A 22,608-nucleotide genomic window follows, 5' to 3' on the forward strand; every position below is an offset into this window, starting at 1 on the left:
CGATGATCCGCGCGACAGACCCGGGCGTCGCTCGGCCGGCAGATAAGGATGCGTCCAGTGTCGACGGATGATCCGCGCCGTCGCTTCCAGCGCTGCGAGCATATCGCCTTGGAAGCGGAGCGGCTTTACGATGAAGGGTGCGAGCGCGCGAGCGCGGTTCTGCTGGAGCGGATCCAGCGGACCTGCCTTTTCAAGGACGACCCCTGCCCGCACAGCGGCCCGTGCCGCCGAGCGATCGAGCGGTTGGAGCGCAAGCGCGCCGCGCGCGGCGCCTGACGCCGCCTCAGGCGGCTTCCGCCGCCGCGATCGACCGGTTCGACAAGGGTTCGATCGGGGTCCGGGCGAGAACGGCCAGCGCCGCGTCGACGACCTGCGGATCGTAGCGCACGCCGCGCCCCTCGCGCAGTTCCCCCAACACGACCTCAAGGGCCAACGCAGGGCGGTAGGGACGGTGGGTCGCCATCGATTCGACGACGTCCGCCACCGCCACGATTCGGGCTTCAAGAGCGATCGCCTCGCCCCGAAGGCCTTGCGGATAGCCCGAGCCGTCCCAGCGCTCATGATGCTGGCGTACGATGTCGGCGATCGGCCAGCCGAACTCGATCTCCTTGACGATGTCGTAGCCGATGTCCGGGTGACGGCGCATGAGCGCCATCTCCTGCGGCTCCAGCCGGCCGGGTTTGGTCAGGATCTCCACCGGCACTCCGATCTTGCCGATATCGTGCATCGCCGCGCCCAGACGAATGGCCTCGACCCGATCCGGGGACAGCGCCATCTCCAGCGCGATCGCGACGGCGACCTCGCAGGCGCGGCTTTGATGGCCGGCGGTGTAGGGATCGCGCTTCTCGAGCGTCGCCGCGAGGGCCGCGACGGCGCCGCGCAAGGCCTGACCCAGCTTATGTTCGGAGCGTTGCGCCGCCGCGAAGGCGCCGAGAGCGCGCGTCAGATCCTGGCCCAGCGCCTGATAGGCGTCCGCCTCGTCCTCCGAGAACGCCTCCGCCTCGCGGCTGTTGATCTGGAGGATCAAGCGCCGCGCCCCGTCGGAGAACGGAACCACGACGCTCGAGCGGATCTCGAAACGCGCCAACGCCTCGCCCCAGGGATGGCCGTAGGCGGCCGTGCGGGCGTCCGCCACCACTTCCGGGCGACCGGATCGCAGCGCCGCGGCGCTCGGCCCCCGGGCGAAGACGTCGTCGCTCCAGCCGATCTGAGCGACCTGCAGAAACTCCTGGGCGGGACCGCGCGAGCAGAGGGGCCGCACGCGCTTCACGGCGCCGTCCTCGGCCTCTCCGATCCAGACCAAGACGCAATCCTCAGCCGCCGCCAAGGCGCGGCAGGCCCCGTCCAGCAACATGTCGCAGTCATGCGCGGCGAGGCTCGCGCGATTGACCGCGGCGATCGCGTCCAGAGCCCGGTTCGCGCGGCGCAGCGCGAGTTCGCGCCGCTTCAGCCCGTCGATGTTGGTGTAATCGCCGGACAGGGTGACGGCGGATCCGTCTGCGGCGCGCTCGACCGCTCGGCCGCGAACGCGATACCAGATCCAGCCGCCGTCGATGGCGCTGACCCGATGGTCGACGGTGAAGTCAGCGGCCCGACCCGCCCGCACCGGGGCCAAGGCCGCCTCGACCTGCGGCCAGTCGTCCGGATGGGCGACGGCGCGCCACCCGTCGAGGGACTCGATGCTCTGCGCCGCCTCCCAGCCGAGATCGCGATTTCCGCCGGGGGTCACGGTGAAGACGTCGACCGCCGCGTCCCACCGCCAGAAGCCGTCGCGCGATTGTTCGGCCGCCTCGCGCAGGCGCTCCATCAGGTCGCCGGCCCGTCTTTCATGGCCGTGCAGCACGCCGAACAGCGCAAGCGCGCTGACCGCCACGAAGGCCGCGCCCTTCAACGTCTCCGCATGCATCGCCTCGTCCGACGCCGCGCCGAGCGTCAGGTCGCTGACGATCACCCACCCGAGCGCGAGCGCCGCATAGCTGAGCGCGGCGGCGCGCGGACCGATGCGAGGCGACGAGCGACCGGCCCGAGCCTTGAAGAGGGAAAATGACAACGCGGCGTTCCTTTGCGACCGGGAGTCCTCGAGCGACGACGACTAGCCGCCGTCTCCGGACCTACGTCTTAAGCCCACGGTCTTAACAAGCCGTTGAGATCAGTCAGCGTGAAACCACGCAGCAAGACCGACCCCGTCTGTCCGCGCGACGGGTTCGAGCGGCGGGGCGGGACCGGCGCGACGGCCGCGCCCTGCAAATGAGGGAGGCGGCTTGAGACGGATCAGCCGCCCGGGCGCGGCCGCTCTACCGGTTGCATCAGGCGGCCGCGCTCGGCGATCGCCGCAAGCGCCAGGGTCGCCGCGCCGAAGCCGGTGAAGCCGTAGGTGAGCGGACCGAGCGTGCCGTCATAGGCCTGGCCCACCAGATAGCCGCCGCCCGCCCCGAGCAAAACGGTGAGCGCGCCCACGACGGAAGACGCCACGCCGGCGACATGCTGCTGGGGCTCCATCGCGAGCGCGTTGAAGTTCGCGAAGACGAGACCCACCAGCAGCATCGAGGCCGTGAGGAGCGGCAGGAAGCTGTAGAGGCCCAGCAGGCCCATCGCCTCGAGCGCCGCCATGACGAGTCCGAGGGCGGTGAAGATCACCACCGCCCCGTGACTGAGCACGCGCATGCCGAGCCGCTCCACCAGCTTCGAATTGATGAAGGAGGCGGCCGCGATGGCGCTGGCGACCATCGCGAAAACGGCCGGGAACCAGGGTCCGAGACCCAGCAATTCGCCCAATATCTGCTGCGCCGAGTTGATGAAGCCGAAAAGCGCCGCCAGAAACAGCCCCGCCGAGAGCGTGTAGCCGACAGTCTGGCGCGAGCCCAGGATCGAGCTCAGCGACTCGGCGACGACGTCGAGGCGGATCGGCCGGCGCCACTCCGGCCGCAAGGTCTCCGGCAGCCGGTGCAGGCAGATGTGGAACATAATCGCGCCGTAAAGCGCCAGCAGCACGAAGACCGCGTGCCAATCCACGAAGATCAGCAAGAGTTGGCCGATCGACGGGGCCACCACCGGCACGGCCATGAAGACCATCATCACCAGCGACATGACCCGCGCCATGCGCCGCCCGCCGTAACAGTCGCGTACGGCCGCGATGGCGACGACCCGCGGGGCCGCCGAGCCGAGGCCCTGCACGAATCGCGCGGCCAGCAGCGCCTCCATGCTGGGCGCGACGATGCAAAAGCCGGCGGCCGCGCCGTAGACGGCGAGCCCCCATAGCAGCACCGGGCGGCGCCCGAACCGGTCGGAGAGCACGCCCATCGCCAACTGCCCGACGCCGAAGCCGATCAAATAGGCGGTGATCACAGTCTGCGCGCGGTTCGGATCGTCGAGACCGAACGCCGCCTGGATGTCCGGCAGGCCTGGGATCATGATGTCGATCGCGAGCGCGTTCAGCGCCATCAACGCGGCGACCAGCGCAACGAAGGTCCCGAAGCCAAGCGGCGCATGCCGCGGGGACGGGCGGGAGTCGTCCGCGACATCGGCGTCGGGCCGGTCGACAGAGGCGGAGGCGGGGGCGTTTTCGGACATGGCGCGCCTTGCCTACGCCCGCGCCGCCGGCCTGTCCAGTCTGGGGCCAAGCCCCCTCGTCCGCCTGACAGGCTCGACGGAGCGGGTCTGGGGTTTCGTCGCTCCGGGCTCGTCCCGGAGGACGCCTCAGCCCCCGCCGCCTTCCCGGGTGAAACGCTCGTCCAACTCCTGTTCGAAGCGTTTCAGGTCGTCGGGGATCGGCAGGCCCTCGGCGCGCATCTGGTCGAGCATCTGCTTCAGGCGCATCATGATCTCGTGCTCATCGCCCTGCTCGCCCTCCAGTTCGGTCAGCAGCAGTCCCAGCTCGGCCTCGTACTCTTCGAATGACATGGTCGGCGCCTCTTTCAACACGCCCGCCGGCGTCGGCGGTTTTGATTGCTTAATCCCTGTCGCTTACCATATCACGGGCGCGGGCGACACGCCCGGAAGACGCCCCGAACCATGCGAGCGTGACGATGACCGCCGACGTGCGCCCCGTTCAAGGGGCCCCGAGCCTGCAAGATTTCATGCCCGGCGGCGCGGCCGCGCCGGCGGCGGACGCGCGCGTCGATCTGGTCGGCCAGTCGCTCGATCAGTTGAGCGAGACGTTGAAGACGCTGGGCGAGCCCGCCTTCCGCGCCAAACAGCTCTACAAATGGCTCTATGTGCGCGGCGCGACGGATTTCGATCAAATGACCGATCTGTCGAAAAGCCTTCGGGCCAAGCTGGCCGAGGGCTTCAAGGTCGGCCGGCCCGGCGTCTCGGCGCACCAGAAAAGCGTCGACGGGACGGAGAAGTGGCTGTTCCGCTACGCCGACGGGAACGAGGCGGAGACCGTCTTTATCCCGGAGGATGAGCGCGGCACCTTATGCGTCTCCAGCCAGGTCGGCTGCTCGCTGACCTGCAGCTTCTGTCACACCGGCACGCAAAAACTGGTGCGCAACCTCACTCCCGGCGACATCGTCGGCCAGTTCATGAAGGCGCGCGACGATCTGGGCGACTGGGGCCGATCGGAAGACGGCCGCCGGCTGACCAACATCGTCTTCATGGGGATGGGCGAGCCGCTCTACAACACCGACAACGTGATCGCGGCCCTGAAGCTGTTGGGCGACGGCGACGGGCTGGCGATGGGCCGGCGGCGCGTTACGCTCTCCACCTCCGGCGTCGTCCCGGAGATGGCCCGCATCGGCGAAGCGGTTTGCCCGCAGCTCGCAATCTCGTTGCACGCCGTGACCGACGCGCTGCGCGACGAGCTCGTCCCGATCAACCGCAAATACCCGATCGCCGAGCTGATGCAGGCCGTGCGCGACTACCCGAACCTCTCCAACGCGCGGCGGGTCACGTGGGAGTACGTCATGCTGGCGGGCGTCAACGATTCCGACGCCGACGCGCGCGAACTCGTCCGCCTGATCGACGGAATCCCCTCCAAGGTCAATCTGATCCCGTTCAACCCCTGGCCCGGTTCGGGCTATGAGCGCTCCAGCAACAACCGCATCCGGCGCTTCGCCGAGATCCTGATGGAGGCGGGCTACGCCAGCCCCGTGCGCACCCCGCGCGGCGACGACATCCTGGCGGCCTGCGGCCAGCTGAAAAGCGACAGCCAGCGCATCGGCAAACGCGAGCGCCTGAAGCTCGAAGCCGAGATGGAGGCCGCCCGGCTGGAAAAGGAAGCGGCGGTGGGACTGTGACTGCACGGATGGTGTGCAGGCGGCGCGCTTATCGCCTTTACGTGTTATTCATTCAGAAGCACAACTGATTCGTTGATTGGCGCGCTCGATTCGCCTATATCTGTCACTGTCTGAGAGGGGTGAGCGGTCTGGCTGCGGTCAGGCCGACATCGCGGCGACCCGCTTCCACCGACGAAGCGGTTGGCAGCCGTTACCTCTCAGACCTTTTTCATCCCAGCCTCTTTACGCCGAAACGCTCGGTCAAGACGCGCGACGTGACCTCGCCCGCGGCGAGCCAGGCGAGGGTGCTGGCCGCCAGATCGGCCAACTGCAGCAAGCGCGACGCGTTCGAATCGATCGCCGCGACATGCTCTATCGCTTTCGCGTGTCCGCCGACCCTCGGCCCTCCGCTTCGCCTCGACCGGTCGCCGAAGTCTCTCGCGAGGTTGGGGTCGCCGCTGTACTGATTTCGGTCGATGATCAGCTCGACATTGTTGATGACGGGCCGCCGCGCCACAGTGCGTTTGTAATGAGCGACCACGGCCTTGCCCGTTTCCGCCAACGCGTCTTCGTACAGTCGGCGACGGTCCGATGGGGTGATGCGTCCGCCCGGCGCGGCGACGCCGCGCGCCGCAAGCAGCGCCGGCGGACCGCCGCCGTCCGCGTGGGCGACGGCCTCTAGCAGAGCGCTCACGTTCCGGGTCCCGACCGCGGCCGCCCGCAATTCCCCGCGCAAGCCCTCTTCGCTGAGCCTCCGTTCGAGGCGCGCGGCCAAAGCGTTCGCTTTCGCCGCCGGCGCCATGACGACGCCGAATCCAAAGACCGGGTCCCCTGGCCCGCCATGTTCGTCGACCAGCAGCAAAATCTTCTTGTTTTTGGCGGGCATGCGAGAAACCTCCCGCAATACGGGCATCTCAATTCGTCACCCCCCGCAACAACAAGCGACGCTCCCACGCCGAAGAAAGACGCCTTCAGACCTGACAGCGCGCGCGACGCCTGATAGACAGAAGGCCATGCGCACCCGGCGGTCGCGGCCCGGGGCAAATGGCGGCTGCGACGGGTTTGGCGACAGCGTGTTGCGGTTACCCATGAGAACCCAGGCTAGGACGGGGGCAAATATGTCCGAGGCGATCGAGCGGGCCCAGGCGATGACGCCGGAGGCCGATCCCTTCCACATTCCCACCCATATCGACGACGACAAGATCGGCGTGATGGTCTGCGGCCACGGCAGCCGCAGCGAAGGGGCGGTGACCGAATTCAAGGCGATCGCGGCTGCGCTGCAGGCGCGCTGGCCGCATCTGCCGGTCGACTACGGCTTCCTTGAGTTCGCGACGCCGATCATCCGGGACGGGCTGGACAATCTGATCGCTCAGGGTGCGACGCGCATTCTGGCCGTGCCGGGCATGCTGTTCGCCGCCGGGCACGCCAAGAACGACATCCCCAGCGTGCTGAACACCTACGCGGCGCAGCATCCGGGCGTATCGATCAAATACGGTCGCGAGTTGGCGGTCGACCTCAAGATGCTGAAGGCCGCGTCGGCCCGCGTGCAGGAGGCCTTGGACCGCGCGAACCAGGAGCATGGCGCGCTGTCGAACCACGAGGTCTGTCTGGTCGTCATCGGGCGCGGCGCGTCGGATCCCGACGCCAACTCCAACGTCGCCAAGATGGCCCGCATGCTGTGGGAGGGGATGGGCTTCGGCTGGTGCGAGGTCGGCTATTCCGGCGTCACCTTCCCGCTGGTCGAGCCGGCGCTCGAGCACGCGGCGCGCCTCGGCTACAAGCGGCTGGTGGTGTTCCCCTACTTCCTGTTCACCGGCATCCTGATCCAGCGCATCTACGACTACGCGGACAAGGTGCAGGCGGCGCATCCGGAGCTCGAGATCGTCAAGGCGGGCTACCTCAACGACCATCCCATGGTGATGGAGACCTTTGCGGAGCGGGTGCGCGAGATCCTCGAAGGCGCCAACAACATGAACTGCCAAATGTGCAAGTACCGCGCGCAGGTGCTGGGCTTCGAGGACGAGGTCGGCCTGCCGCAGGAAAGCCATCACCATCACGTCGAAGGCATCGGCACAGGCCCGGCGCCCGATCACGCGCCCGATCACGGCCATGACCACGGACACGGGCATGCGCACGGCCATGATCACGGTCACGGCCACGATCACGGTCACGGCCACGATCATGGCCACGGGCACGGCCATGATCACGGACACGGCCATGACCATCATCACCACCCTTACCCGCAGGCCGACCATCCGCACGGCCCCCGCTCGATGAAGGAAGGGGTCCGGCTGCCGGAGGCCGGAGGCGACTGAAGCGGCCGGCCGCTGCAGCTAGGTGGACTGGAAGGTGCGCTCGACCGCTCCCGACCGCGCCCCCGCGGGTCCTTGCGGCGGCCCCGGCCGCTCTCTCTCCTGCGCCCGCCCGCGTCACGTCGCCGAGCGTGGCCGCGCCGCGCCCACTCGCCGCCGACTTCTGGCCGGCAACGCCTTGGTCGGTGTAGAAGAAAAGGCATTGCACGAATTGTGTAATAAAGTTCTCATGCGCGATCGACGGCGGCTCTCCGACCGCCCCGGCCGGCGGCTTTTGCTTCCGAGCGCGCAGCCACGGCGGCGGGACGGCGGCGGGGATCCGGTCGGCCGCACGCCCGGCGCGGACGCCGGCGCGCGCGCCGCGGGGGCGGTCGCGCGATGAGCGCGCCGCTCTTCACACGCTACCTGGCCGTCGACTGGTCGGCGGCGGCGACGCCCAAGCGCGGCGCCGATTCGATCTGGATCGCCGAGGTCGCGCGCGACGCCGACGGCCGCGTGCGGCGGATCGTGCTGGAGAACCCGCCGACGCGAGACGCCGCGACGGCGCGGCTGATCGAGATCGCCCGCGCGCGTCTCGCGGGCGGTCAGCGGGTGCTGATCGGCTTCGACTTTCCCTTCGGTTATCCGCGCGGCACGGCGGCCGCGCTGGGTCTCGCCGGCGGGCTGGAATGGCGCAAGCTGTGGGCGCGGATCGACGCGGCGCTGCAGGACGGCCCCGACAATGCGAACAACAGGTTCGACGTCGCCGCCGGCCTGAACGCCGACCTGACGGGGGAGGCCTTCCCCTTCTGGGGCTGCCCGGAGGCGCGCGCGTCGACGCGTCTCAAAGTTCGCGGACGGCGCGCGCGCGGACCCGATGATCTGCCGGAGCGGCGGATGGTCGAAGGCCGCGTCCGCCGCACCCAGCCGGTCTGGAAGCTGGCCGGCGTCGGCGCGGTCGGCGGCCAGGCGCTGACGGGGATCCCGAGGGTCTGGGCGATCCGCACCGACGCGGCTTTGGCCTTCCGCGCCCAGATCTGGCCGTTCGAGACGGGCCTGACCCACCGGCCCGACGGCGATCTGATCCTGGCCGAGCTCTATCCCAGTCTGGTCGAGCCCGAGGCGATCGCCGGCAAGCCCAAGGACGCGGGCCAGGTGTCGGCTGTCGCCAAGGCGCTGGCGCGGCTGGACGCGGCGGGCGATCTGGGCCGGCTTTTCGCCGGCGATCCGACGTTGTCACCCGAGGAGCGCGCCGACGTCGAGCGCGAAGAGGCCTGGATCCTGGGCGTCGCCGGCGCGCCGGCGCTGAGCGGCGGGAGGGCGGCGGCGTGAGCGGCTACGACTATATCCGCGACCCGGCGGAGATCTATCGCGAGAGCTTCCGGCGGATCCGCGAGGCGGCCGACCTTTCGGCCCTGCCCGAGACGTTGCAGCCGTTGGCCCGCCGCCTGATCCATGCGGTCGGCCGGCCGGAGGTGGCGGACGCGCTCGCCTGGTCCGAGGGGGCGCTGGAGGCCGGGCGCGCGGCGCTGGAACGCGGCGCCCCCGTGCTGGTTGATTCCAAGATGGTCGCCGCCGGGATCGTGCGCGCGCGGCTGCCGGCCGGCAACGACGTGCTGTGCCTTTTGGACGCGCCGGGCGTGGTCGGGACGGCGGCGCGACGCGGGACGACGCGGTCGGCCGCCCAGGTCGATTATTGGCGGCCCTGGCTCGACGGCGCCGTGGTTGCGATCGGCAACGCGCCGACGGCGCTCTTCGCCCTGTTGGAGGCGGTGGAGGCGGGCGGCCCCAAGCCGGCCCTGGTGCTGGGCATGCCCGTCGGCTTCGTCGGCGCGAGCGAATCGAAGCACGCGCTGATCGACGCGGCCGAACGCCTCGGCCTCCCCTACGTCGCGGTGACGGGGCGGGAGGGGGGCAGCGCGCTCGCCGCTGCGGCGGTCAACGCGCTCGCACTCGGCAATCCGGAGGAGGCGGGATCATGAGCGACGCCCCGTCCGCCGCTCCCTGGCTCAGCATCGTCGGCGTCGGCGAGGACGGCCTTGGCGGCGTGACGCCGGCCGCGCGCGCGTTGGTCGACGCGGCCGAGGTTCTCGTCGGCGGGACCCGCCACCTGGCGATGATCCCACAGAACCATCCGGCCGAGCGGCTGACCTGGCGGAGCCCGCTCGCCGACACGGTGGCGGCGCTGCGCCGGCATGAAGGCCGCGCGGTCTGCGTGCTGGCGACCGGCGATCCGATGAGCTACGGGATCGGAGTGACGCTCGGCCGCGAATTCGGACCCGCGGCGCTGAGCGTGCACCCCGTCGCCGGCGCCTTCTCGCTCGCCGCCGCGCGGCTCTGTTGGCCGCTGGAGGAAGTCGGGCGGCTGACGCTGCACGGCCGGCCGCTGGCGCTCTTGGCGGCCCATCTGGCGCCGCGCCGCCGGCTTTTGATCCTCTCGGAAAACGGCGAGACGCCGGCGGCCGTCGCGCGCTATCTGGCCGCGGAAGGCTATGGGGAAAGCCGTCTCGTCGCACTCGCCCATCTCGGCGGGGCGGCGGAGGAGACGCATCGCGCCGCCGCCGCCGACTGGGGCGAGCGCCGCGTCGCCGACCTCAATACGCTGGCGGTCGAGTGTGCGGCCGGACCGGGCGCGCCCGCGCCCGGCGCCGCGCCGGGTCTGCCGGACGATCTCTTCGCCCATGACGGTCAGCTGACCAAACAGGAGGTGCGCGCGGCGACGCTTGCAGCCTTGCGCCCCTTCCCCGGCGCGGTCCTGTGGGACGTGGGCGCCGGCGCGGGCTCGATCGCGATCGAATGGATGCGCGCAGGCGGGCGCGCGCTCGCCCTGGAGCCGAAGGCGGCGCGCCGGGCCTTCATCGCCGAGAACGCCGAGCGGCTCGGAACGCCGCAGCTGGCGATCGTCGACGGCGCCGCGCCCGACGGCCTCGACGCGCTGCTCGACCGGGCGCCGCGGCCCGACGCGATCTTCTTCGGCGGCGGGCTGACCGCCGGCGACGGCGCAGAGCGGGCGCTGGCCGCCCTCGCCCCCGGCGGGCGCTTCGTCGCCAACGCGGTGACGCTCGAAGGCGAGGCGCGTCTCGCCACGCTGCACGCGGATCGCGGCGGCGCGATGCGGCGGATCGCCGTCTCACGCCTGGTCGCGGTCGGCCCCTATCACGGCTGGCGCCCGATGATGCCGGTCACCCAATATTGTTGGATCAAGCCCCATGAGTGACAGAGAAGACCGGGCCGCCCGGCGCGGCGTCCTCTACGGCCTGGGCGTCGGCCCGGGCGATCCGGACCTGCTGACCCTGAAGGCGGTGCGTCTGATCCAGGCCGCGCCGGTCATCGCCTACCCCGCGCCGCTGGAGGGCGAGAGCATGGCCCGGCGCATCGCCGCGCCGCACATCCCAGAGGCCAAGATCGAGATCGCGATCCGCATGCCGATGGTCCAGGCGCGCTTCCCGGCGCAGGAGGTCTACGACCGCGCGGCCGAGGAGATCGGCGCGCATCTGGCCGCCGGTCGGGACGTGGCCGTGCTGTGCGAGGGCGACCCCTTCTTCTACGGCAGCTTCATGTATCTCTTCGGCCGCCTGGCGGAGGCCGGCGGCGCGCGGGCGGTCGTGGTCCCCGGCGTCTCCGCCCTGACCGCGACGGCGGCCAGCGCGGGCGCGCCGCTGGCTGCGCGCAACGACGTGCTGACTGTCCTTCCCGGCCCGCTGGAAGAGGACGACCTGACCGCGCGGCTGAAGGCGGCGGAAGCCGTCGCGATCATCAAGGTCGGCCGGCATCTCGCCAAGGTTAAGCGAGCGCTGGCCGCAGCCGGCCTGGCTGACGGCGCTCGCTACATCAGCCACGCCACATTGCCGGAACAGCGAGTCGCCCCCCTCGCGGAGGTCGAGGAGGACGCCGCCCCCTATTTCTCGATGGTTCTGGCGCATCGGCGCGGGGAAGCCTGGACATGAGCGAGCGACGCGAAGCGCCCGTCGCCGTCGTTGCGCTGACCCGCAACGGCGCGACCGTCGGGCGACGTATTACCAGTTTTTTGGAAAACGCAGAACTGCACGGTCGACGCGGACGGGTCGAGAAGGCCGACACCCTTTTCGACGAAACCGCGGCGCACCTGGCGCAGCTGTTTCTCGACGGCCGACCGATCATCGCGCTGTGCGCGGCCGGGATCGTGATCCGCGCGCTCGCTCCGCATCTCGCAAACAAGCGGGCCGAGCCGCCGGTGTTGGCCGTCAGCGAAGACGGCGCCAGCGTTGCGCCGTTGCTCGGCGGCCACCGCGGGGCCAACGCGCTCGCCCGGCGGATTGCGGCGGCGTTGGGCGGCCGCGCCGCCATAACGACGGCCGGGGACGTCGGGTTGGGAGTAGCGTTGGACGATCCGCCTCAGGGCTGGGTCGTCGCCAACGCCGACGCGGCCAAGCCGATCGCCGCCGCGCTGTTGGCTGGAACGCCGGTTCGGGTCTGGCGCGACGCGGGGCCGGAGACTTGGCCGCCCCTGGATCAAAGTCTCATTACAGAAAATTCGGAATTTGAGATTAGCATCACGGATCGCTTGACCGTTTCCGACGAGACCGAGTCCCATTCCGACGCAAGGACCCGCCTGACCCTCCACCCGCCGACGCTGGCGCTGGGCGTGGGGTGCGAGCGAATGGCCGACGCCGAGGGTCTCGTCGCCTTCGTGCGCGAGACGCTGGCGACGCGCAGCCTCGCGCCCGCGTCGATCGCGGCGATCGGCACCATCGACCTGAAGGGCGACGAGCCGGCGACGGCGGCGCTCGCCGACGATCTCGCCCGCCCGTTGCGACTCTTCACCGCCGAGGCCTTGGAGGCGATGACCCCGCGTCTCGCCAATCCCTCGGAGACGGTCTTCCGCGAGGTCGGCTGTCACGGCGTCGCCGAAGGGGCGGCGCTGGCGCTGACCGGCGCGACGGGGACGCTCGCGGTCGAGAAGGTGAAGCGCGGCCCCTATACGCTGGCCGTCGCGCGCGCCGGCGCCGGCGCGACGGTCGACGCGACCCGCGGGCGGGCGCGCGGTCGGCTCTTCGTCGTCGGCCTCGGCCCGGGCGCGCAGATGTGGCGCACGGGCGAGGCGGCGGCGGCCCTGCGCCGGGCGGAGGCGGTGGTGGGCTATCGCCTCTATCTTGACCTCTGCGCCGATCTGATCGCCGGCAAACCGACCTTCGAGAGCGATCTGGGCGCAGAGGAGGCGCGCGCCGCCAAGGCGTTGGCGCTGGCGGCGGAAGGGCGCGACGTCGCCCTTGTCTGCTCCGGCGATCCGGGGATCTACGCGCTGGCGACGCTGGTTTTCGAACTGCTGGCGGAAAGCGAGGACCGCGCGACCCGAGCGGTCGAGGTCACGGTGGTTCCCGGGATCAGCGCCTTCCAGGCGGCGGCCGCGCGCCTGGGCGCGCCGATGGGCCACGACTTCTGCCTGATCAGCCTTTCGGATCTGCTAACCCCGCAGGAGGTGGTGCGCAAGCGCCTTCAGGCGGCGGCGGACGGCGACTTCGTCTGCGCCTTCTACAATCCGCAGAGCAAACGCCGCCGCACCCTGCTGCCCGAGGCGCGCGAGATCCTGCTCGCCGCCCGCCCGGCTGAGACGCCGGTCGCGATCTGCCGCTCGCTCGGCCGGCCGGAGGAGGAGATCGAGGTGACGACGCTCCAGGCCTTCGATCCAGAAAGCGTGGACATGCTGACGCTGGTCGTGGTCGGCAACAGCGATTCCAAGGCCTTCGACCAGGCCGGCCGCCCGCGCCTCTACACCCCGCGCGGCTACGCCGGCAAACGGGCGGAACAGGAGACGGGTTAACCGCAAAGAGCGCAGAGAAGGCGCAAAGGACGCAAAGGCGGCGGCGATGGTCGGTCCTTCGGAGAATGAATTGTCGAAGACGGTGCTGGACGCGGCCCTGGCCGTTCACAAGGCGCTGGGTCCGGGATTGCTGGAAAGCGCGTACGAGGGGTGTCTCGCCATCGAGTTGGAGGAGCGCGGCCTCCCCTTTCACCGGCAGAAGGTTCTGCCCGTAACCTACAAGACGCATCAGATAGAGTCCGGATATCGGCTCGATCTGCTGGTGGCTGAAAAACTGGTGGTCGAGATCAAGTCGGTCGACCGACTGACCGATGTGCATCGCGCGCAAATCTTGAGTTATCTGCGCCTCGGAGACTTTCGCCTTGGTCTTCTTATCAATTTCAATGTCGCGCGACTGCGGGACGGTGTGCAGCGTTTCGCGAACGGCCTGGAAGAGCGCTAGGGCCGCCTTTGCGTCCTTTGCGCCTTCTTCGCGCCCTTTGCGGTTCAACGAGGAGCGGGAAGAGCAATGACCGTCTACTTCATCGGAGCGGGGCCGGGAGCGCCGGATCTCATCACGGTGCGGGGGTTGAAGCTGGTGCAGCGCTGCCCGGTCTGTCTCTACGCCGGCTCGCTGGTGCCGGCCGAGGTGGTGGCCGAGGCGCCCGACGGCGCGCGGGTGGTCGACACCGCGTCGATGCATCTGGACGAGATCCTGGCCGAGATCGAGGCCGCCCACGCGCGCCGCCTGGACGTGGCGCGCGTCCATTCCGGCGACCCCTCGCTCTACGGCGCGATCCAGGAGCAGATCCGCCGTCTGAAGCCGTTGGGGATTCCCTATGAGATATGCCCGGGCGTGCCGGCCTACGCCGGCATGGCGGCGGCGCTTGGCCAAGAGTTGACGCTGGCCGGGGTGTCGCAGTCCCTGGTGCTGACGCGCACGGCCGTGCGCTCCTCCGGCATGCCCAATCGGGAGGATCTGGAGACCTTCGGCGCAAGCGGCGCGACGCTGGCGATTCATCTGTCGGTCAACAATCTGGCGAAGGTGGTTCGCGAGCTGACGCCGCATTACGGGGCCGACTGTCCGGTCGCCGTGGGCTACCGCGTCAGCTGGCCGGATCAGGAAATCCTGCGCGGGACGCTGGCCGACATCCGCGGCCAGGTGAAGGCCGCCGGCTTCACCCGCACGGCGCTGATCCTGGTCGGGCGCACGCTGGCGCCAGACGATCTGGAGGCCGCCTTCGAGGACAGCCGCCTTTACGCCGCCGATCACACTCACGTGCTGCGGCCGAAAAGCTAGGGCGAGCCGTCTTCGGCCCCTTCGAGCGCCGCCGGGTCGGGCGCGCCGCGGATCAGCCAGAGCCAGGCGATCAGCGCCGCCGCCCCGCTGCCCGCGATCCCCAGCGTCATCGGCAGGGGCGTCAGGTCGAAGCCGTGGCCGACCGCCAGGCCGACGAAGGCGGCGACGCCGTACTGCGCCGCCCCGATCAGCGAGGAGGCCGCGCCCGCCCGGCGCGGAAACGGGCCGACCGCGCCGGCCTGGGCGCTGGGCAGCACGATCCCCATGCCCACCATGTATAGGATCATCGGGATCAGGATGGTCAGAATCGCCGCCTGCCCCGCCAGCACCAGCCCCAGCATGGCGAGGCCGGCGGCGGCGTTCACCGCCGCCCCGATCATCACCGCGCGGACCGGCCCGACGCTCAGCCGCGAGGCGATCTGCGCGCCCGCCATGAAGCCGATCACCACGCTGGCGAAGCAATAGCCGTAAAGGTCGGGGGCGAGGCCGAAGATCTCGATGAAGACGAAGCTGGAGCCCGAAATCCAGGCGAACAGGCCCGCATAGCTGAAGGTCGCGGCAAGCGCGAAGCCGGAGAACTGGCGATGGCGCAGAAGGCTTGCAAAAATCCGCACCATGCGCCGCGCGCCCGCCGGATCAGGGTCGGGATGGCGGTTCGTCTCCTCAAGCAGCAGGATCGAGCCGAGCAACGCCGCCGCGCCGGCCAGCGTCAGCGCCCAGAAGCACGCCTGCCAGCCGAAAGCGTCGGTCAGCAGGCCGCCGATCGCCGGGCCGACCGCCGGCGCGAATCCCATGGCGAAGGCGATCTTGGCCAGCACCGGGCCGGCGCGTTCGCGGCCGTGGACGTCGCGCACCACCGCGCGCGCGATCACCTGCCCGGCGCAGCCGCCGACGCCTTGCAGGAAGCGCCCCAGAATCAGCCATTCGATGCTCGGCGCGACGAGGCACAGGATCGAGGCCGCGACGTAGAGCCCCGTCCCGGCGAGAAGCGGCCCGCGGCGCCCGAAACGGTCGCTCAGCGGCCCGTAGATCAGCTGCGCCGCCGCAAAAGCGATCATGTAAACCGAGAGCGTCAGCTGGATCGCGCCCGTCTCGGCGTCGAACGCGCGCTGCATGGCCGGCAGAGACGGCAGATAAAGGTCGGTCGAAATCGGCCCGAGCGCGGTGAGCAGGACAAGCAGCAGCGTGACCGATCGGCCGCTCGGATCACGGCGCGGGCTCATCGTTCCCCTCCAGGCTTGGGCGCGGTCTTGGCGGGGTTCTCGTCCCCCCGGGCCAGCACCGCGTGCGCCAGGAAGGCGGCCGCGCTCATCGCCAACACGACGTAGCCGAGCGTCAGCGCGCCGCCGTCATAGAGCGGCTGGACCGCCACGCTGGCCGCGCCCGCGCCCGCCATCTGGACGAAGCCCAGCATGGCGGAGGCGCTGCCTGCGACCCGCGGAAACGGGGCGAGCGCGCCGGCGAAGCTGGCCGGCAGGGTCAGGCCGAAGCCGAGCGTGTAGACGCACATCGGCCCGATGACCCGCGCGACCGTCAGGTCGCCGGAAAAGCCGATCAGCAACAGCGCGCCGAGGACCGAGATCCCCGTCCCTGTCAGAATGACGCGCCGGCGCGGCCAGCGCCCGGCGAGCCGGCCGGAAAGATAGGAGCCGCCGGCGTAGCCGCCGACGGTGAAGACCATCAGCAGGCCGAAGACGTCAGGCGCGATTCCCAACTCCCCGATGAACAGAAACGGCGCGTCGGCGAAGTAGCCGAAAAAGCCGCCGAAGACGAGACCGCCGGCCAGCGCGTGGCCCATATAGACCCGGTTGCGCAGGAGGTCGGCGTAAATCCGGACGAGCCGAGCGGGATTGAGCGCGTCGGGCCGCCGCTCCGCAATGGTCTCGTGCAGTTTGAGCGAGCTTAGGCCCAACAGCGCGAGCCCGATGGCGGCCAGCGCCAAGAACGCCGCTTCCCACCCCAGCTGCGCCTGGATCGCGCCGCCCAGGATCGGGGCCAAGGCCGGCACGACGGCCAGCGCCGTGCCCACCGCGGAAAAGGCCCGCGCCGCCGCCGCGCCCTCGAACAGGTCGCGCACGATCGCGCGCCCGACGACCGGCCCGGCGCAGGCCGCGAAGCCTTGGAAGAACCGACCCAGCGTCAGCTGCTCCACCGTCGTCGCCAGCGCGCAGAAAATCCCGGCGCCGACGTAGGCCGCCAGCCCGACCAGCAGCACCGGCCGGCGGCCGAAGGCGTCGCTCAGCGGCCCGATCACCAGTTGCGCGCCGGCGAAGCCGACCAGAAAGCTGGTGAGCGTGCGTTGCACCGCGGCGCTGGAGGCGCCGAAATCCGCCCCGATCGCCGGCAGCGAGGGGGTGTAGAGCGAGGTGGACAGCGCGCCCAACGCCACCAACGCCGTGATCAGCGAAAGCGCGGGCGTCGCCCGGTCGGCGCTGCGAAGGAAAGCCATGGTGAAGCGCCGCTCCCGCCTAGCCGATCCGGTGCAGGCGCGCGCCGTGCTCGCGCAGCCAGGCGCGGCTCTGCTTCGGGCTCGGCGCGATCTCGGCCACCGTCGCCCAGAAGGCGGGCGAATGATCCATATGGCGCAGATGCGCCACCTCATGGGCGACGACGTAGTCCAGGATCTCGGGCGGACAGTAAATCAGCCGCCAGCTGAAATTGAGGTCGCCCGAGGCCGTGCAGCTGCCCCAGCGCGAACGCTGGTCGCGCAGCACGATCCGGCCCATCCGCACGCCAAGCGCCGCCGCCTTGTCGCGCGCCAACGGCTTGATCGCGGCGCGCGCCTCGCGTTTCATGAAATCCGTCACGCGGCGCGGCAGATGCGCGCTCTCGCCGGCGACCACAAGCTCGCGCTCGTCCGGGCCGTCCAGGAACACGCCGCCGCGCCCGCGGCTGGTCGGATCGTGGCGGATCCTGCGCTCGCGGCCCAAGAGCGGCACGACCGCGCCGTCGGCGAAGGCGATGCGGGGCGGCAGCGCGTCGAGCTGCGCCAGAACCCAATCGCGATGCTGCATCAGAAAGGCGACCGCTTCGCGCTCGGCCGCGCGCGGCGGCAGCGTCAGCACGGCGGCGTCGCGCCGCCCGTCGATGCGCAGGCTGATGCGCCGCGCGCGGTCATGGCGGCGCAGGATCACCGGGATCTCTCGCCCGGCGAGGTCGATCAGCCGCATTTCCTCGCGGCCGGCGGCGGGCGCGCGCGGCTTAGGCGCGAACAGGCCCGCGCGACGGGCGGATGATCGGCTGAACAGCATGGTTCGTAAGTAGAGCAAATGGGGCTGGCGGAAAAGAACGCCGTCTGGTCTCTTCCCACCGTTCGAACCGCCTTCGTCTTGAGGCCCTCCGTCTTAGGGATCGCATGGCCGACGACAGCCGAACCATCGCTCCCGCCGGCCCGGCGGAGCAGCAGGGCGCGCCGCGCCTGCTGCCCGCGCTGCTGCTGCTGTTTCTCGGCTCGATCTGGGGCCTGAACGCCTCGATCGCGAAGCTGGCGGGACAAAGCGGCGTGGCGCCGATCGGCTTCACCAGCTGGCAGATGTCGGGCGCGGCCGTCGTGGTGACGGCCGTCTGTCTCGCCCGCGGACTGCGCATCCGCTTCGACGCGGCGCACTGGCGCTATTACCTGCTGGTCGGCGTGCTTGGGACGGGCGCGCCCAGCGTCAATTTGGTCAACGCCCTCAACCACCTGCCGGCGGGCGTGCTGACCATCGGCCTGGCGATGGTGCCGCTGTTCAGCTATCTGATGAGCCTGACCGTAGGGCTCGAGCGCTTCGACCGGCTGCGCGCCGGCGGGATCCTGCTCGGCTTCGCCGGCATGCTGCTGATCATCCTGCCCGAGGCGAGCCTGCCGAACGAGGGCGACGCGCTCTGGTTCCTGATCAGTCTCCTGACGCCGCTGCTCTACGCCTTCTCCAGCGTCGCGGCGGCGAAATTCCGGCCGCAGGGCGCCTCCTCCTTGCCGCTGGCCGGCGGCATGCTGATCACGCTGGGGATCGTGCTGTGGCCGACCGCCTGGGCGGCCGGACAGATCTTCACACCGAGCCTCGGCGAGACCGGCGGGCTGAGCGTGGCGTCGGTGACGGTGCTGGTCGCCATCGCCGTCTCCTCCGTCGCCTACTTCATCTATTTCGAAATCGTGCGCATGGCCGGCCCCGTGGCGGTCAGCGTGGTCGGCTACATCGTCACCTGCACGGGCATCGGTTGGGGAATGCTGTTCTTCGGTGAAGAGCATTCGCTCTATGTGTGGGCGGCGGTGGCTGTGATTTTCGCGGGCCTTGCCCTTGTCAACAAACGCCAGGAGAAAGCGGCCATCCTTAAGAAATGAAAGGGGTCGCCCCAAAACCATGTCGCGCCCTTTAAAAAATCAGTATAATTATATGCGGTGCTGATAAAAACTTAACGCCATAAACATTCTTTCGTTTTTGTCTTGTTGATGCGTTTTTATACTCAAGTTATTGTTATAAATTTCTTTTCGCTTGAATTTTAGACGCTATCCCTCATCTTATAGTTCGAACGCCGCAAATTCGCGGCGTCACTTCTTCGAACGCGATGCGGCGCGGCCGACGGACGCTGAAGCCGGCGCGACGTATCGACCAAGGACGCCCGGCCCGCCGCGGCTGTCGCGGGCGGCGTGCGAACGACGATAACGGGGGATCACATCCCATGAGCAACGCGGACAAGGATCCGAACAAAGGCTATATCGCGCTCCTCGGCTGGAGCCTGAACGCGATCGAGGCGATCGACCGGTTCGATCGACGCTACGTCGTCGTCGCGCCGGACTGGGCGAAGCAATACGCCGAAGACAACGACATTCCCTTCATGGCGTGGAATTTCGACCGCCTGAACGAGCGGTCGATGGAGCTCGGCCAGACGCTTGAAGAAATGGGCGTCGACGTGGCCGTCCCGCTGTTCGAGGAGACGGTCGAATGGGCCGGCGCCGTCAACGCGGTCCTGCTGAAGGACCCCAAGCTGATGAACCAAGCCTTCCTATTCCGCGACAAAGGCATGATGAAGCGCCGCGCCCAGCTGGGCGGCATTCGCGTCGGCATCTTCGAGGAGGCCGACGACAAGCGCGACGTCATGAAGTTCCTGAAGCGGGTCAATAGCGCGCTTCTGAAGCTGGACGGCGATCCGAACGACCCGATCCACCTGAAGGCCTTCGACAAGGCCGGTTGCCTCGGCCACCGCGTCATCCGAACGCCCGAGGACGTGGACAACATCCCGGACGACGAGTTCCCCTGCCTGCTTGAGAGCCACCTGGACGGCTGGGAGTTCGGCGTCGAAGCCTTCGTGAAGGATCGTAAGATCCAGTTCCTCAACATCTCCGAATACGTGAAGCTCGGCTATTCGGTCTTCGTGCCGGCCAGCCCCGAGCTTGAGAAGTGGCGCAAGCGCGTCGAGGAAGAGGTTGAGAAGCTGATCGAGGCCTTCGACATCGATTTCGGCTTCCTGCATCCGGAGTATTTCGTCACCAATGACGGCAAGATGTACTTCGGCGAGGTCGCCTATCGCCCGCCCGGCTTCAACGCCTTCGAGCTGATCGAGCGCGCCTACGGCTTCAACGCCTATCAGGCGATGGTGCTGATGTTCGACCCCAAGGCGACGAAGGAGGAGGTCGAGAAGTTCTTCCCGACCCCGGTGAAGGACGCGAAGGGCCACGCCGGCACGTTCGGCGTCTATCCGCGCCGGCGGGTCATCAGCGCGCTGGAAATCCCGGAAGAAACCGAGAACGACCCCTATTTCGAGTTCCACGAGCTGGCCCCGCCGCTCGAGAACAAGGTGACGAAGCGCAACGCCTTCGGCACCCATTGGGGTCTCGTCTACTTCTTCGGCGAGGACCCGGAGCGCATGCGCGAGCTGCTGAGCGAGCAGGAGGAGCTCGACTTCTACGTCTGAGCCCGACAGGGCCGGCCAAGTCTGTTAGGGTCGCGCGATCCGGGGGTCGCCCCGTCGCGCGGCCCAGCGTTTTTTTGATGTGAGGACAATTGGTGAGCGCCGAGAACAATCCCGCGAGCGAGGCCGGACCCGGCGGGGTCGACACGGACGCCGAGGCGACGCGCCGGCTCGACGCGCTGCTCGACAAGCTCGACCATGCGATCGAGCGTCTGGCCCAGGCGCGCCCGTTCGCCAAAGGGCGGCGCAGCGCCGGCGTGCTGGATCTGGCGCGCCGCGCGATGGCCTCGCCCGGCGGCGTAGAGGCGGTCTACGAGCGCATCGAACGGCTGGAGCAGGCGGGGATCTTCCACGACACCGACTGGGCCCGGCCGGAGATTCTGCACGCCGCCATCGCAGCGCGCACGCTGAAGCTCGCCGACCCGGCGACCGCGACGCTGGAGTGCTTGAGCCAGCTGCGCATGGCCGCGATCAGCCGCGGCGCCTATCTGCACCCGTCGCTGTCGGCCGAGCAGGCCTCCAACTTCCTGGCGCAGACCGTCGGGCTCAATCTCGACCTTTTGATGGGCGGGCCGAACGAAGCGCAGCGCATGCGGCCGGGAAACATGGCCGCGGTGCTGAGCAACCTCTTCTCCTTCGTCGTCGGCCAAGTCGATCCGGACGAGATCGTGGATCAGCTGATCGGGGAGATCTGGCGCCTGCTGGCCCAGCGCCCGATCGTGGTTGACGAGATCAAGGCGATGATCCTGCAGATCGGTCTATGGCGTTCTCAGGAGAGCGGCGGCGCGCGCGGCGCGAACGAGCATTCAGGATGGGGCGCGGACCGGCTGGTCAGCGCCGTCTTCGCGCCGACCGCCGGCTGCAAGGAAGACCCCGGGCTGCAGGCCTACGCAGAACGGCTCTCCGCGATGGACGAATCCGCACTGGCGCAGGAGGCGGCGGGCTTCGCGCGCTCGATGCACGACACGGGGCTCGTCTCCGCCTATCACGCCGTCTTCCTGCGCGCGGCGCTCGATCACGGGCCGACCGACCTGCTGCCCGCCGCGCTCGGCTTGTCGGCCACCGGCGCAGACGCCTATCGCTGCTATCGCGATCTGGTGCGCGCGCTGATCGAGCGCGCGATCCACGCCGAGACCGCGCAGTCGGTCTACGGCCTGGCGCTGATGCTGGAGCGCGGCGTGCTGTACCAGCCCTCGGTCGCGCCGGGCCTATGGCGGCAGATCGGGCTGAAGGTCGCCCCCGCCCCGGCGGAACGGCTGCGCCAACGCTACGGCGCGGCCCTGGCGCCGGAGGATTGGCTGCTCGCCGGCGTGATTTCGATGCTGGGCCTGCCGCTCGGCGTCGGGCAAGGCAACAATCCGACCTGTCAGGCGGCCCGGGCGCTCTCCATGTGGGCCTTCACCGATCCCGACTACCTGTTGCAGATCGTCGCCTGGGCGGCGCGCGACGACGACGTAACTCTCGCGTTCGAAGGACAGCCGATCTCTTCGGCCGAGTCCGGCGCCGGCCTCGCGCTGACGCCGCCGGGCGACGTCGATCCGGTGTCGATCGTCACCGTCCCGCATCTCGACCGGGTTTACGCCGAGATGGGGCGGCGCTGCATGGATCGCGGCGACGACGCCCACCGCTGGGTGAATCCCGAGATGCACGGCTGGTGGGTCGGGCGCGGCTGCGATCTGGCCGTCGACATCTCGACCGGGATGCTGGATCGGTTCGACGATTTCGTCCGGCGGTTCTACGCGGTGTACCATCCGCTCTACAACGGCGGGCAGCCGGTTATCCACCCGCAGCCGGCCGGCGTCGCGGTCACCGACGCAGCCGCGCGGTATGTCGGCTGGCACGCCATATCGATCTATCGCGTCGGGCTGGATCAGACCGGGGAGATGCGCGTCTACTTCTTCAATCCCAACAACGACAGCGGTCAGGATTGGGGCGACGGCGTCGTGGTGTCGACCGACGGCAAGGGGGAGCGTTTCGGCGAGAGCTCCCTGCCGATCGCCGATTTCGCCGCGCGCCTTTATCTTTTCCACTACGACCCGCTGGAGGTCGGCCAGGCCGAGCGCGTGCCGGCCGAGGAGGTCGCCGCGATCGAAGCGGCCGCGCGCCGCAGCTGGGCCGCCGACCGCTGACGGG

Annotated in this window: 20 protein-coding genes; 13 read left to right on the forward strand and 7 right to left on the reverse strand. The window is 69.5% G+C overall.

The window, feature by feature from the left end; genetic code table 11:
* The first annotated feature begins 57 nt into the window (after positions 1–57).
* Entirely contained in the window at positions 58–276 is a 219-nt protein-coding gene (locus tag RIB45_RS05905; RefSeq protein WP_350049305.1) for a hypothetical protein, read from the forward strand.
* A 7-nt stretch (positions 277–283) separates the two neighbouring features.
* Here the strand turns inward: RIB45_RS05905 and RIB45_RS05910 are convergent, their stop codons facing one another.
* The 3 genes from RIB45_RS05910 to RIB45_RS05920 all read right to left on the reverse strand — a co-directional run bounded on the left by RIB45_RS05910 (position 284) and on the right by RIB45_RS05920 (position 3,900).
* Positions 284–2,050 (reverse strand): HD domain-containing phosphohydrolase, encoded by a 1,767-nt coding sequence (locus tag RIB45_RS05910; RefSeq protein ID WP_350049306.1) that lies wholly within the window; start codon positions 2,048–2,050, stop codon positions 284–286.
* A 221-nt stretch (positions 2,051–2,271) separates the two neighbouring features.
* Positions 2,272–3,570 carry a multidrug effflux MFS transporter gene (locus RIB45_RS05915; RefSeq protein WP_350049307.1) on the reverse strand — a complete coding sequence of 433 codons (1,299 nt, stop codon included), beginning with the start codon at positions 3,568–3,570 and terminating at the stop codon, positions 2,272–2,274.
* A 126-nt stretch (positions 3,571–3,696) separates the two neighbouring features.
* Positions 3,697–3,900: a hypothetical protein gene (locus RIB45_RS05920; protein ID WP_350049308.1), complete on the reverse strand. Its 204-nt coding sequence runs from the start codon at positions 3,898–3,900 to the stop codon at positions 3,697–3,699.
* Positions 3,901–4,076: 176 nt separating this feature from the next.
* On the opposite strand from RIB45_RS05920, the gene rlmN reads away from it, so the two are divergent.
* Complete coding sequence (rlmN, locus tag RIB45_RS05925; protein WP_350049392.1) at positions 4,077–5,237, forward strand: dual-specificity RNA methyltransferase RlmN; 1,161 nt, start codon at positions 4,077–4,079, stop codon at positions 5,235–5,237.
* 208 nt (positions 5,238–5,445) lie between these two features.
* Here rlmN and RIB45_RS05930 read toward each other — a convergent pair whose 3' ends face one another.
* On the reverse strand, positions 5,446–6,102 hold the full coding sequence (locus tag RIB45_RS05930) for a DUF3800 domain-containing protein (protein WP_350049309.1): 657 nt from the start codon (positions 6,100–6,102) through the stop codon (positions 5,446–5,448).
* A gap of 232 nt (positions 6,103–6,334) precedes the next feature.
* Here RIB45_RS05930 and RIB45_RS05935 point away from each other — a divergent pair, with 232 nt between their 5' ends.
* From RIB45_RS05935 to cobM, 8 genes are all read left to right on the forward strand, one after another.
* The gene (locus RIB45_RS05935; protein WP_350049310.1) at positions 6,335–7,531 is read left to right on the forward strand and encodes a sirohydrochlorin chelatase; all 1,197 of its coding nucleotides are present in this window, start codon (positions 6,335–6,337) and stop codon (positions 7,529–7,531) included.
* 375 nt (positions 7,532–7,906) lie between these two features.
* Complete coding sequence (locus RIB45_RS05940) at positions 7,907–8,839, forward strand: hypothetical protein (protein ID WP_350049311.1); 933 nt, start codon at positions 7,907–7,909, stop codon at positions 8,837–8,839.
* Positions 8,836–9,489, forward strand: a complete 654-nt coding sequence (locus RIB45_RS05945) for a precorrin-8X methylmutase (RefSeq protein WP_350049312.1) — start codon at positions 8,836–8,838, stop codon at positions 9,487–9,489. Before RIB45_RS05940 ends, RIB45_RS05945 begins: the two co-directional genes overlap by 4 nt.
* Positions 9,486–10,724 (forward strand): precorrin-6y C5,15-methyltransferase (decarboxylating) subunit CbiE, encoded by a 1,239-nt coding sequence (gene cbiE / locus RIB45_RS05950; protein ID WP_350049313.1) that lies wholly within the window; start codon positions 9,486–9,488, stop codon positions 10,722–10,724. The genes RIB45_RS05945 and cbiE overlap by 4 nt, the downstream gene beginning before the upstream one ends.
* A complete protein-coding gene (cobI, locus tag RIB45_RS05955; RefSeq protein ID WP_350049314.1) occupies positions 10,717–11,454 on the forward strand; it encodes a precorrin-2 C(20)-methyltransferase in 738 nt (245 codons plus the stop codon). Before cbiE ends, cobI begins: the two co-directional genes overlap by 8 nt.
* Entirely contained in the window at positions 11,451–13,307 is a 1,857-nt protein-coding gene (gene cobJ / locus RIB45_RS05960; RefSeq protein WP_350049315.1) for a precorrin-3B C(17)-methyltransferase, read from the forward strand. The genes cobI and cobJ overlap by 4 nt, the downstream gene beginning before the upstream one ends.
* A 46-nt stretch (positions 13,308–13,353) precedes the next feature.
* On the forward strand, positions 13,354–13,749 hold the full coding sequence (locus tag RIB45_RS05965) for a GxxExxY protein (protein WP_350049316.1): 396 nt from the start codon (positions 13,354–13,356) through the stop codon (positions 13,747–13,749).
* Between the two features lie 66 nt (positions 13,750–13,815).
* Positions 13,816–14,586, forward strand: a complete 771-nt coding sequence (gene cobM / locus RIB45_RS05970; protein ID WP_350049317.1) for a precorrin-4 C(11)-methyltransferase — start codon at positions 13,816–13,818, stop codon at positions 14,584–14,586.
* On the opposite strand, the gene RIB45_RS05975 is transcribed toward cobM, so the two are convergent.
* The 3 genes from RIB45_RS05975 to RIB45_RS05985 are packed head-to-tail and all read right to left on the reverse strand — an operon-like array spanning position 14,583 to position 17,756.
* A complete protein-coding gene (locus RIB45_RS05975; RefSeq protein ID WP_350049318.1) occupies positions 14,583–15,809 on the reverse strand; it encodes a multidrug effflux MFS transporter in 1,227 nt (408 codons plus the stop codon). The genes cobM and RIB45_RS05975 overlap by 4 nt on opposite strands.
* A complete protein-coding gene (locus RIB45_RS05980; protein ID WP_350049319.1) occupies positions 15,806–17,035 on the reverse strand; it encodes a multidrug effflux MFS transporter in 1,230 nt (409 codons plus the stop codon). The genes RIB45_RS05975 and RIB45_RS05980 overlap by 4 nt, the downstream gene beginning before the upstream one ends.
* Positions 17,036–17,054: 19 nt before the next feature.
* Positions 17,055–17,756: a M48 family metallopeptidase gene (locus RIB45_RS05985; protein WP_350049320.1), complete on the reverse strand. Its 702-nt coding sequence runs from the start codon at positions 17,754–17,756 to the stop codon at positions 17,055–17,057.
* 185 nt (positions 17,757–17,941) lie between these two features.
* Here RIB45_RS05985 and RIB45_RS05990 point away from each other — a divergent pair, with 185 nt between their 5' ends.
* The 3 genes from RIB45_RS05990 (at position 17,942) to RIB45_RS06000 (ending at position 22,604) form a co-directional block, all read left to right on the forward strand.
* A complete protein-coding gene (locus RIB45_RS05990) occupies positions 17,942–18,907 on the forward strand; it encodes a DMT family transporter (RefSeq protein WP_350049321.1) in 966 nt (321 codons plus the stop codon).
* Positions 18,908–19,245: 338 nt separating this feature from the next.
* Positions 19,246–20,478: an ATP-grasp domain-containing protein gene (locus RIB45_RS05995; RefSeq protein WP_350049322.1), complete on the forward strand. Its 1,233-nt coding sequence runs from the start codon at positions 19,246–19,248 to the stop codon at positions 20,476–20,478.
* A 92-nt stretch (positions 20,479–20,570) separates the two neighbouring features.
* Positions 20,571–22,604 carry a hypothetical protein gene (locus tag RIB45_RS06000; protein ID WP_350049323.1) on the forward strand — a complete coding sequence of 678 codons (2,034 nt, stop codon included), beginning with the start codon at positions 20,571–20,573 and terminating at the stop codon, positions 22,602–22,604.
* The last annotated feature ends 4 nt before the right edge of the window (positions 22,605–22,608 follow it).

Source organism: Marivibrio sp., assembly GCF_040218065.1.
Lineage (GTDB): Bacteria > Pseudomonadota > Alphaproteobacteria > UBA8366 > Aestuariispiraceae > Marivibrio.